Annotated in this window: 9 protein-coding genes; 7 read left to right on the top strand and 2 right to left on the bottom strand. The window is 68.6% G+C overall.

Features of this window, described 5'->3' with window-relative positions; genetic code table 11:
• Positions 1 to 214: 214 nt before the first annotated feature.
• The 5 genes from AP234_RS10380 to AP234_RS10365 all read left to right on the top strand — a co-directional run bounded on the left by AP234_RS10380 (position 215) and on the right by AP234_RS10365 (position 6,882).
• Positions 215 to 889 carry a phenylalanine--tRNA ligase beta subunit-related protein gene (locus tag AP234_RS10380; protein WP_055479400.1) on the top strand — a complete coding sequence of 225 codons (675 nt, stop codon included), beginning with the start codon at positions 215 to 217 and terminating at the stop codon, positions 887 to 889.
• A gap of 299 nt (positions 890 to 1,188) precedes the next feature.
• The gene (locus AP234_RS10375) at positions 1,189 to 4,899 is read left to right on the top strand and encodes a multifunctional oxoglutarate decarboxylase/oxoglutarate dehydrogenase thiamine pyrophosphate-binding subunit/dihydrolipoyllysine-residue succinyltransferase subunit (RefSeq protein ID WP_055479399.1); all 3,711 of its coding nucleotides are present in this window, start codon (positions 1,189 to 1,191) and stop codon (positions 4,897 to 4,899) included.
• A 133-nt stretch (positions 4,900 to 5,032) separates the two neighbouring features.
• Complete coding sequence (locus AP234_RS37645) at positions 5,033 to 5,206, top strand: DUF6104 family protein (protein WP_162842194.1); 174 nt, start codon at positions 5,033 to 5,035, stop codon at positions 5,204 to 5,206.
• Positions 5,207 to 5,317: 111 nt separating this feature from the next.
• Positions 5,318 to 6,136: a DUF4097 family beta strand repeat-containing protein gene (locus AP234_RS10370; RefSeq protein ID WP_055479398.1), complete on the top strand. Its 819-nt coding sequence runs from the start codon at positions 5,318 to 5,320 to the stop codon at positions 6,134 to 6,136.
• Positions 6,133 to 6,882: a PadR family transcriptional regulator gene (locus tag AP234_RS10365; protein ID WP_055479397.1), complete on the top strand. Its 750-nt coding sequence runs from the start codon at positions 6,133 to 6,135 to the stop codon at positions 6,880 to 6,882. Before AP234_RS10370 ends, AP234_RS10365 begins: the two co-directional genes overlap by 4 nt.
• On the opposite strand, the gene AP234_RS10360 is transcribed toward AP234_RS10365, so the two are convergent.
• Positions 6,879 to 7,844: a zinc-binding dehydrogenase gene (locus tag AP234_RS10360; RefSeq protein ID WP_055479396.1), complete on the bottom strand. Its 966-nt coding sequence runs from the start codon at positions 7,842 to 7,844 to the stop codon at positions 6,879 to 6,881. The two genes, AP234_RS10365 and AP234_RS10360, sit on opposite strands and share 4 nt — an antisense overlap.
• A 132-nt stretch (positions 7,845 to 7,976) precedes the next feature.
• Positions 7,977 to 8,519: an SSI family serine proteinase inhibitor gene (locus tag AP234_RS10355; protein WP_055479395.1), complete on the bottom strand. Its 543-nt coding sequence runs from the start codon at positions 8,517 to 8,519 to the stop codon at positions 7,977 to 7,979.
• Positions 8,520 to 8,728: 209 nt separating this feature from the next.
• On the opposite strand from AP234_RS10355, the gene AP234_RS10350 reads away from it, so the two are divergent.
• Together AP234_RS10350 and AP234_RS10345 are read left to right on the top strand one after the other, a co-directional pair.
• Positions 8,729 to 9,874, top strand: coding sequence for a trypsin-like serine protease (locus tag AP234_RS10350; protein WP_055479394.1), 1,146 nt, complete (start codon positions 8,729 to 8,731; stop codon positions 9,872 to 9,874).
• A gap of 313 nt (positions 9,875 to 10,187) precedes the next feature.
• Positions 10,188 to 11,423: a trypsin-like serine peptidase gene (locus AP234_RS10345; protein ID WP_055479393.1), complete on the top strand. Its 1,236-nt coding sequence runs from the start codon at positions 10,188 to 10,190 to the stop codon at positions 11,421 to 11,423.
• Positions 11,424 to 11,533 lie beyond the last annotated feature (110 nt).

The raw sequence follows: 11,533 nt of genomic DNA, 5'->3' as shown, positions 1-11,533 counted from the left end.
TCTCCGGCCGCCACCTCAGCAGAGGTGGCGGCCGGCTCCATCTCCACCGCTCGGCCTCATCCGCCGTCCGGCTTCACAGATCGCTGCCTCCGGTGGCGTCGATGGTCGTACCGGTCGCCCAGCGTCGTCCGACGCGAGGAACGCCACCGCTCCGGCGACGTCGTCGGGCGTCCCGACCCGGCCCAGTGCAGCGCCAGGCCTTAGGGTTGGGAGCGTGATCAACGACATCTGGGTGGACGAGGCGGTCACCGCGCTGCGTCCGGACTTCGCCGTGCTGGTCGTCTGCGCGTACGGACTGCGCAACGGTCCGAGCGACGACAGGTCGCGCGAGTGGCTGAGCGCCGCCGCCGCCGATGCCGTGCCACTCGACCACGAGAAGATCGAGGCGTGGCGCGCCGCCTACCGGGCGTTCGGGGCGAAGCCGCAGCGCACCCGGCCCTCGGTCGACGCGCTGATCCGGCGGATGCCGCTGCCGGAGATCAACCTCGTGGTCGACGCCTACAACGCCGTGTCCGTACGGCACGGCCTGCCGATCGGCGGCGAGGACCTGCGGCGCTACCAGGGGACGGCGCGCCTGGTCCGGGCGGCCGGGGACGAACCGTCAGACGAGGTGCTCGGCGACCCGCAGATCGGCGAGGTCGTGTGGCGCGACGACGCGAGCGTCACCTGCCGCCGGTGGAACTGGCGGCAGTGCGTGCGGACGAGGATCACCGAGGAGACGGTCGACGCGCTGTTCCTGCTCGAACGGCTGGAGCCGCTGTCGCTCCACGAGCTGAGCGCGGCCGGGGACGAGCTCGCCGCGCTGCTGGCCGAGATCGCCCCCGGGGTGCGCATCGAATCCCGGCTCGTCGAACCCGGGCCATCCGAAACCCCGATGACCGGTGAGTGACCACTCTCACATCGGGCTGACAAGCCGGGGCCCCCGGCCATCGATGTTCTGCCCGGTGGAAAGTCCGGGCCTGCGAGGAGTCTTCATCGGGTGAAGCAGAGGAGGTGCCACCTCGGTCGACGCGACCGGGCTATGGTTGGCGGGAGAGGCATCAGGTGAGCGTGACCTCATCGATCGATCCTGGGAAGATAGGGCGGAGCCTGGAACAAGCTGCGCGCTCCTGACCGTTTTAAGGCGAGTAGCCTTGGACAGGTTCACCAAACATCAACGCCGATCTGCGGAAGAGGGCGATTTCCGCCGTGTCGTCTGAGTCGTCGCGGACAGACCCGCTGGCAAGCTTCGGGCAGAACGAATGGCTTGTCGACGAGCTTTACCAGAAATACCTCGAGGACCCCGAGTCCGTGGACAAGGCCTGGTGGCACTTCTTCGCTGACTACAGCGGGGCCGGGAAGACCGCGCCCCCCGAGGCCGTCACTCCGCCGGGGGGACCGGGCGAGACGCCGAACGGGGCGAAGGTCGCGGCCACCGGGGCGGCCGCGCAGACGGTGCCCGCGGCGCGGCCCGCTCCTGCGGCTCCCGCCGCTCCCAAGGCCAAGGCCGCCCCGGCGGCCAAGAAGGCGAAGCCGGCGGCCACCCCGGTTCCCGCCGGCGCCGCCGAGGAGCGGCTGCGCGGCGCCGCCGCCCGTACGGCGCTCAACATGGAGGCGTCGCTGGCGGTGCCGACCGCGACCAGCGTGCGCGCGGTCCCGGCGAAGCTGCTCATCGACAACCGCATCGTCATAAACAACCACCTCCAGCGCGGGCGCGGCGGCAAGATCTCCTTCACGCACCTGATCGGCTACGCCATCGTCAAGGCGCTCGAGACGATGCCGGAGATGAACCACTCCTACGCCGAGGTCGACGGCAAGCCGGTCCTGGTCAAGCCGGAGCACGTCGGTCTGGGCCTGGCGATCGACGTGCAGAAGGAGGACGGCAGCCGCCAGCTCCTCGTCCCGTCGATCAAGGAGGCGGAGACCCTCGACTTCCGCGAGTTCTGGGTGGCGTACGAGGAGATCGTGCGCAAGGCACGCGGCGGCAAGCTCGGCGTGGAGGACTTCCAGGGCACCACGATCTCGCTGACCAACCCGGGCACGATCGGCACGGTCCACTCGGTGCCGCGACTCATGCCCGGCCAGGGCACGATCGTCGGTGTCGGCGCGATGGAGTACCCGGCGGAGTACCAGGGCGCTTCGGCCGACACGCTGTCCCGCCTCGCGATCAGCAAGGTGATGACGCTCACCTCCACGTACGACCACCGGATCATCCAGGGCGCCCAGTCGGGCGACTTCCTGCGCCGGATCCACCAGCTACTGCTGGGCGCGGACGGCTTCTACGACGAGATCTTCCAGTCGCTGCGGATTCCGTACGAGCCGATCCGCTGGGTCCCCGACATCTCCGCCACGCACGACGACGACGTGGCCAAGTCCGCCCGCGTGCTCGAGCTGATCCACGCCTACCGGGTACGCGGCCACCTGATGGCCGACACCGACCCGCTGGAGTACAAGCAGCGCAAGCACCCGGACCTGGACATCAAGTCGCACGGCCTGACGCTGTGGGACCTGGAGCGCGAGTTCGCCACGGGCGGTTTCGGCGGCCGTCCGCTGATGAAGCTGCGCGACATCCTCGGCGTGCTGCGCGACTCGTACTGCCGCACCGTCGGCATCGAGTACATGCACATCCAGGAGCCCGAGGAGCGTGCCTGGATCCAGGCGCGGGTGGAGAAGCCGCACGCCAAGCCCGACCGCGAGGAGCAGCTGAACATCCTGCGGCGGCTCAACACGGCCGAGGCGTTCGAGACCTTCCTGCAGACCAAGTACGTCGGGCAGAAGCGGTTCTCGCTGGAGGGCGGCGAGTCGCTCATCCCGCTGCTCGACTCGGTGATCAGCGCGGCGGCCGACGACGAGCTCGACGAGGTCGTCATCGGCATGGCCCACCGCGGCCGGCTGAACGTCCTGGCGAACATCGTCGGCAAGTCCTACGCCCAGGTGTTCGGGGAGTTCGAGGGCAACCTCGATCCGCGCAGCGCGCACGGCTCCGGCGACGTGAAGTACCACCTGGGCGCGAGCGGCGACTTCGTCGGCGTGAACGGCGCCAAGATCAAGGCGTCGGTCGTGGCGAACCCCTCCCACCTGGAGGCCGTCGACCCCGTCCTCGAGGGTGTCGTCCGGGCCAAGCAGGACCTGCTGGAGCGGGGCGAGGAGGGCTTCACCGTCCTGCCCGTGCTCATCCACGGCGACGCGGCGTTCGCCGGTCAGGGCGTGGTGGCCGAGACCCTGCACCTGTCGCAGCTTCGCGGCTACCGCACCGGCGGCACCGTGCACATCGTGGTGAACAACCAGGTCGGCTTCACGACCAGCCCGGCGAGCTCCCGCTCCTCCGTCTACGCGACGGACGTGGCCCGGATGATCCAGGCGCCGATCTTCCACGTGAACGGCGACGACCCCGAGGCGGTCGTACGCGTCGGCAGGCTGGCCTTCGAGTACCGCCAGGCGTTCCGCAAGGACGTCGTGATCGACATGATCTGCTACCGGCGGCGCGGCCACAACGAGACCGACAACCCGGCGTTCACCCAGCCGCTGATGTACGACCTGATCGACGCCAAGCGGTCCACCAGGAAGCTCTACACCGAGGCCCTGATCGGCCGCGGCGACATAACGGTCGAGGAGGCCGAGCAGGCGCTGCGCGACTACCAGGAGCAGCTCGAACGGGCCTTCACCGAGACCCGGGAGGCCTCGAAGAAGCCGCTCGAGCCGGGGTCCGTCGTGGTGCCCGAGCCGGACGAGGTGATCCCGTGGTCGCACGAGGACACCAAGACCGCGATCTCGGAGGAGACGGTCAAGCGGGTCATCGAGACCCAGCTCAACCTGCCCGATGGCTTCACCGTGCACCCGCGTCTCGCGCCGGTGCTGCAGCGCCGCGGCACCATGATCACCGATGACACCATCGACTGGGCGACCGGTGAGACCCTGGCCTTCGGCTCGCTGCTCATCGACGGGCACCCGGTGCGGCTGGTCGGCCAGGACTCCCGGCGCGGCACGTTCGGCCAGCGGCACGCCGTGCTCGTCGACCGGATGACCGGCGAGGAGCACACCCCGCTCAAGGCCTTCAACCGCGACACGACGAAGTTCTATGTGTACGACTCGCTGCTCAGCGAGTTCGCCGCCATGGGCTTCGAGTACGGCTACAGCCTGGTCAGGCCGGACGCCCTGGTCTGCTGGGAGGCCCAGTTCGGCGACTTCGCCAACGGCGCCCAGTCGATCATCGATGAGTTCGTCTCGTCCGGTGAGCAGAAGTGGGGTCAGCGCTCCTCGGTCGTGCTGCTGCTGCCGCACGGCTACGAGGGTCAGGGGCCGGACCACTCCTCCGGCCGCATCGAGCGTTTCCTGCAGCTGTGCGCCCTGGACAACATGACCGTGGCCCAGCCGAGCACCCCGGCGAACTACTTCCACCTGCTGCGCTGGCAGGTGCTGTCCAACCGGCATCGGCCGCTGATCGTGTTCACGCCCAAGTCGCTGCTGCGGCTGAAGGCGGCCGCGTCCGCGACGGCGGACTTCACCTCGGGCTCGTTCCGGCCGGTCATCGGAGACTCGACCGTGGATCCGGCGGCGGTCACCCGGGTCGTCGTCTGCTCGGGCAGGATCTACTACGACCTGCTCGCGCAGCGGGAGAAGACCGGCAGGCACGATGTCGCGCTGGTCCGCCTGGAGCGCATCTACCCGTTCCCGGAGAACCCGCTGGGCGCCGAGCTCGACCGCTACGGCGCGAACGTCGATCTGATCTGGGCACAGGACGAGCCGGTCAACATGGGGCCCTGGCCGTACCTGAGCCTGAAGATGATGGAGAAGCCGGAACTGCTGGGCGGGCGCAGGATGCGCCGGGTGTCGCGGACGCCGAACTCGTCGCCGGCGACCGGTTCGCACGCCAAGCACGACGCGGAGCTGGCCGCCATGCTGGGGGAGATCTTCGGATAGCGACCCCGATTCGCGACCCGGCGAGCCGTACGAGAAAGATGGAAGTCCCCCGCGATCTCGATCGTGGGGGACTTCCCCATGAAGAGGCACATTTCGCGCGAGCGTGGATTCCACCGACTGGAGAAAAGAGGATATGTACTTCACCGACAGGGGCATCGAGGAACTCGTCGACCGGCGCGGCGAGGAGGAGGTCAGCATGAGCTGGCTGGCCGAGCGGCTGCGGGAGTTCGTCGACCTCAACCCGGAGTTCGAGACCCCCATGGATCGGCTGGCCACCTGGCTGGCCCGGCTGGACGAGGAGGACTGAGGCGGCCGGCCCGGCCCCCTCCCCTTCCTCGAACGCGATACATCTTGACTTCCCGGAAACGCGATATATCGTGTTAATGGAAGCTTCGATCGCACGGGAAGGGCCGAGCCGATGCCCCAATGGACCGTCCACGAGCCAGGACGGCTGACCTTCGACACCGTCACCGATCTGAGCGTGCGGATCGTGGCCGGACGTCTGGCCGTGCTGGCCAGCGACGGACCCCCCACGCTGGAGGTGACCGATGTCCAGAAATCACCGCTCATCGTGACCCACGACGACGGTCACCTGTCCGTGGCGTACCGAGACCTGACCTGGGACGGCGTCCTCGACTGGCTGAAGCCGGGGTCGCAGTCGACGACGCTGACGCTGACCGTGCCGAGCGACTGCCCGGTCCAGGTCGGGGTGATCTCCGCGTCGGCCGTCGTCGCCGGTTTCGAGAAGCGCGCGAACGTCAAGAGCGCCTCCGGTGAGATCGTGCTCGACGGGGTGAGCGGCGAGGTCCACGCCGAGACGGTGTCCGGGGCGGTGGAGAGCCGGGGCCTGGCGGGTGACATGGATTTCACCAGCGTGTCGGGAGATCTGACCGTCGCCGGCGGGACCCCGCGGCGGCTCAACGCCAAGACCGTCTCCGGCCGGATAACGGCGGACCTGCTGCTCACGCCGACCGGCCATGTCACGCTGAACAGCGTCGGCGGCGCCATTGTCGTACGGCTCCCGCGATCGGTCGACGCCGACGTCACGCTGCGGTCCGCCTCGGGCCGGCTGAAGTCGGCCTTCCCCGGGCTCGCCGGCGGTCGCCCGGGGTCGAAATCGCTCACCGGGCGGCTCGGTGGCGGAATGGCGTACGTCTCGGCCAACACGGTCTCCGGAGACGTCACGCTGCTCAGCAAGGAGACCACGGAAGCGGACGCGGAAGAGGAGATGGCATGAGCCCGGTGTTCGGGCACGGACGGCTCCGGCTGTACCTGCTGAAACTGCTGGAGGAGAGTCCCCGGCACGGCTACGAGGTGATCCGGCTGCTGCGGGATCGTTTCCTCGGCGTCTACTCCCCCTCCCCCGGCACCATCTATCCCCGGCTGGCGAGGCTGGAGGAGGAGGGCCTGGTCACCCACGAGGTCGTGGACGGCAAGAAGGTCTTCACGATCACGGACAAGGGGCGGGCCGAGCTGCTCGACCGGATGGACGAGCTGGCCGAGCTGGAGCAGGAGATCACCGCCTCGGTGCAGGACATCGCGCGGGAGGTCAAGGAGGACGTACGGCAGACCGTGCGCTCGCTGCGGGAAGAGCTGACCCAGATGGCCCGCGACATCGGCAAGGACGCCGACCGCGACGCCTGGCGGGCCAACCGGGAGGAGTGGAAGCGCCACCAGCGGCAGGCCAAGGAGGGACTGCGTCGGCAGAAGAACGAGTGGCGCCGGCACAAGGACCATCTGCGTGAGGAGGCCGAGCGCTGGCAGCGCGAGTGGCGCCGCATCTGGGAGGAGAGCTGGTCGTGGACCGACCGGCCGGAAAGCCGCGGTCCCGACGCCGAGCTCGGGCGTCTGCTCGCCGACTTCGTCGGCGACGTACGCCGGGCGGCCGACGAGGGACGGCTGACCGAGTCGGCCCTTGCGGAGTGCCGGGCCGCCCTCGACGAGGCCGCCCGGCGCATCCGCGACTCGCTGGGAAACGGCTAACCGAGGGTGAACACGATCTTGCCAAACAGGTCGCCGCGGTCCATCGCGGCGAAGCCCTCCGCCGCCTCGGTGAGCGGCAGCACCCGATCGATGAGCGGGCGCACCCCGGTCTGATCGAGGAAGACCAGCAGCCTGGCGAGCTGCTCCCGGGTGCCCATGGTGGAACCGACGACGGACTTCTGCAGGAAGTACACCTGCACGAGCTGCGTCGAAGCGACCATCCCGCTGGTCGCGCCGCTGATGACGACCCGGCCGCCGGGGCGAAGCGAGGCCAGCGAGTGCTGCCAGGTCGCCGCGCCGACCGTCTCCATCACGGCGTCGACCCGCTCGGGCAGTCGCGCGCCGGACTCGAAGACCCGGTCGGCGCCCAGTTCGAGGGCGCGGGCCCGCTTCTCCTCCGACCGGCTGGTCGCCCACATGCGGAAACCGGCGGCGCGGCCGAGCGTGATCAAGGCGGTGGCCACGCCGCCGCCCGCGCCCTGGACGAGCACGGTGGACCCGGGCTCCAGCTCGGCCTTGTCGAACAGCATCCGGTATGCGGTCAGCCAGGCGGTGGGCAGGCAGGCGGCCTCCTCGAAGGAGATCGTCTGCGGCTTCGGCACCAGGTTGCGCCTCGGCACGGCGACCTTCTCGGCGAACGTGCCGTCGTACACCTCCGAGAGCAGGGAGCGCTTGGGATCGAGGGTCTCGTCTCCGTTCACGGGGGTGCCGATCACCGAGTGGACGACGACCTCGTTGCCGTCCTCGTCCACACCGGCGGCGTCGCAGCCGAGAACGATGGGCAGCCGGTCCTGACTGATGCCCACTCCCCTGAGCGTCCAGAGATCGTGGTGGTTCAGCGCGGCGGCCCTGACGGTCACCGTCGTCCATCCCTCGGGCACCGTCGGCTCGGGGTGCTCACCCAGGGTCAGCCCCTTCAGTGGGTCGTCGGCATCGATCTGTGTGGCGGTAACGGCGAACATAGCCGCACCCTACTCGCCGCTCCTCCGGACGATCCGGAGCCCCGCCGCCGGTCGGACGGGAAGAGGGGCCCGGCGGACGAGCCGCCGAGCCCCCTCGTGATCCCTTTTACGCCCCTCATATGGGCGGCGCGGTCAAATGGAGAATACGCCCCCCTCGATCGACCGCATTTCGCACCTGTTTCCGAAGGTATGGCGGTACCAGAAGTACCTGCCGTCCCAGATTCCATTGGCGGTTACCGTGACCGGGCTGAACACCATCGGGCAGTTCGACCCCTCGCGCGGCCGTAGTCCTGCGGGGTCGCCCTGGACCTTGGCCAGCGCCGCGCATGCCTCCTTCGCAGCCGGGTGGGACCCGCCCACCGGCCGGCAGTTCAGGAAGGCGTACCGGTCGGGGAGATCGGACTCGGACTCGTCCCCGGACGTGACCGTCAGGATCAACGCGCGAACGCCGCCGAGGTCCTGTCCCCCGTTGGCTCCCGGCCGGCCGATCAGGGTCATCGGCCCCGGGGCCAGGACGGTGCGTGACTCGGAGACGCCGACGGGCAGAGGCCTGGCGTGAGGTGAGGACGCGGCTCCGGACGGCGGTGGCGACGGCGGCCCCTCGGCAGCCTGCGCCGGCGTGACGAGGCCGGCGGCGAACGCCGGACCGGCCAGTAGAACAAGGAGTGGCTTCATTGGATCCCCCGTTTCGGCTGATGGTCAGCCTTCCGGGAGGGGGCGCGCGCGATCAAGCGCCCACCCCGGGCCATAGCGAAATCTGACGCATCGCAGATCCCTTTGGTTCCAGCCGTTTCATAACGAGGTGGACACGAAGCTGTGCCACAACCGTATGGATCTGGAAAAATCACCCCTTAGTATCCATATCCCCACCATGGAAGGTCACAGTGGCCAGGCATCTCGCACTCGGCATCGGCGGCGCCCTCGCCGTCGTGAGTGCGATCGCCGTGCTCGTGAGCGGGCAAGAGCCGGTCCCGGCCACCGCACCGCCGTTGCCGGTGAGCGCCGCCGTCTTCCTCCAGGGCGGGGTGAGCTCCTATCCCCTGGCGCCGACCAAGGCCGACATGCAACGGGTCGCGGCGTACTGGAGCCCGGAACGGCTGAAGCAGGCGAGCAGCTACGAGCCGAGCACCAAGCCGTCAGCACGGGGCGCCACGCGGAAGGCGACGACCTCGGCCGCCGAGCTGAGCCGGCCGCCCGCCCGGGGAGAGACGACGCGGCGCACGGTGACGTCGACGACCGAGACGGCACCCGGGAACGGTCTGGCCGCCGACTCTCCACCCATGGTCGGCAAGGTGTTCTTCAAGGTCGGAGCCAAGGAGTACTGGTGCTCGGCCTCGGTGGTGCACTCCAGGTATCGCAACGTGGTGGCGACCGCCGGGCACTGTGCGTACGCGCTGTCACAGGACAGGCCGGTCGAGAACTGGATCTTCATCCCGTCCTATCACGACGGCAGGACCGACGCCGGGATCTTCGTGGGCCACACGCTCTACATGCACGAGGACTTCGCGGGCAAGGGCGACTTCGACCGCGACTACGCCTTCGTCACGGTCCACCGCGGCTTCACCTGGCAGCCCTACACCCAGGCGGGCAAGGCGAAATATCGGCTGGTCGACGCGGGCCGGGTCGAGGACAAGGTCGGCGCCTTCCAGTTCTCCTCCGGAAAGTCCGCCGGGCGACGGGTGCGGGTCTTCGGTTACCCGGCCGGCGCACAGCCCGACGGCACCCGGCCGTACACGGGACAGGTCGTCAAGAACTGTGGCGGCACGACGCAGAAGAAGCTCGTGAGCGCGCCGACCTGGCAGCTCGACCACGGGGTGCGGCTGCCCGGCTGCGGCTTCACCTCGGGGGCGAGCGGCGGCCCCTGGGTGATCGGTTACGACAGCGTCAAACGGACCGGCTATCTCGCGGGCGTCACCAGCCTGACCTGGAACCTGACCGGCGGCGGGCGGCTCGACGCGATCTCCGCCCCCTACTTCAACGCGTTCACCCAGCGGGTGTACGCACAGGCGACCCGCCAGTTCACGGGCTGATCTTCCGCGGCTCACCCGAACCTGTGTGAGTTATGTCACACAGGTTACTTACAGGTACGCGCGGAACGGGACGACTCCCATAAGTCAGAGAAGGCACGGGAAATCCCCAGGCTGCTCGAATCTCGGATATGCCTCGCCGACAGAAAGATTGTCTCCCTGTCAGTCGAATAACGGGAGCATCTCAGCGACTCCGCTCGAAAAGAACGCGGTCTTCACCGCTATCACGGTCCAAATTACGCGCTGTATGGTCTGCCCATCCCTTTACTGACGCATGGGACGCAAGAGGCGTCCCACGACAGACCAAGGAGTTTCCATGAAGCGCACTATCGCCTTCGGTGGCGTCGTCGCCACCGCCGGCCTCCTGGCCGCGGGTCTGGTCACCCCGGCTCAGGCCGCCGGCGATGTCGCCAGCGACGCGCTGGCCAACAACGGCATCGCCGCTTACGCGATCGCCGCGTACTGGAAGGCCAACAACGCGGCCAACCTGATCGGGGCCACGCCGTACAACGTCGAGACGAAGGTCGTCGCCAAGCACGTCTCCAAGGGCGGGCCGACTCCCGACAGCAAGCCCGGTGTGGTTCCGGCGATCGGCGACGAGAAGAAGACCGCCGCCAAGTCGAAGAACGTCAACCTGCCGAAGACCACGGGCAAGGTGTTCTTCACCGGCGCGGACAAGAAGCCGCACTGGTGCACCGCCACCTCGGTCCAGTCGCAGTACCGCAACCTGGTCGCCACGGCCGGGCACTGCGTGTACGACACCGAGTCGAACGCGACCACGATGGACAACTGGGTCTTCATCCCCGGTTACTACGAGGGCAAGACCCCGTGGGGCATCTACGTGGGCAAGCAGGCCTTCACCCACTACGACTACGACGTCTACGAGGACGCCGACCGCAACTACGCGTTCGTGACGGTCTACAACGGCCTCAAGTTCCACCACGACGGCGTGATCAAGGACCGGTGGGGCAAGCCCTTCGACTCGAACCCCGGTGCATGGAAGGAAGTCTCCAAGGAGACCTTCGACAAGTTCCCGCACAGCTTCCACGCCGCCGGCTACAGCTGCAGGGTCGGCAACAAGTACTACGTCTGGGCCTTCGAGGACGCGGGCCGTCTCGGCGACAACGTCGGCGGCCAGGGCCTGGCGTACAACCAGAAGGTGGGCAAGCCGGTCTTCGTGTTCGGCTACCCGAGCGGTGCGCACCCGGACGGCAACCACGCCTTCTCGGGCAAGACCCTGAAGTGGACGTACGGCAAGACCTTCGCGGTCCAGGCCCCGGCCATCAAGGGCGAGGAGCTCGTGGGAACCAAGTCCTCCTTCACCGGTGAGGGATCGCTCGGTTCGGCGTGGCTCGTCAACTACAAGAGCGCCAAGCGGATCGGCTACCTCAACGGTGTGACCATCGGCGTCTCCGACACCGACGGCAACAACCGGTACGACACCAGTTTCTCCCCGTACTTCGACGGCGAGACCATCGGTGTCTACAACGCCGCCAAGAACCTGTGGTCCGGCTCGATCGCGGTTCCGTTCGAGTCGCCCGCGCTGCACTAGTCGGGACAGGGGTCCAGACCCCGAACCGATATCCGCTTCACCGAAGGGCCCGGCTGGCTTCAGCCGGGCCCTTCCGGCGTTCCCCGGCCCGCTCCCTCCGGCGCGGCGGC

This window comes from Sphaerimonospora mesophila (genome assembly GCF_001417795.1).
Classification (GTDB): domain Bacteria; phylum Actinomycetota; class Actinomycetes; order Streptosporangiales; family Streptosporangiaceae; genus Sphaerimonospora; species Sphaerimonospora mesophila.
This window is presented reverse-complemented; position numbering and strand designations above follow the sequence as displayed.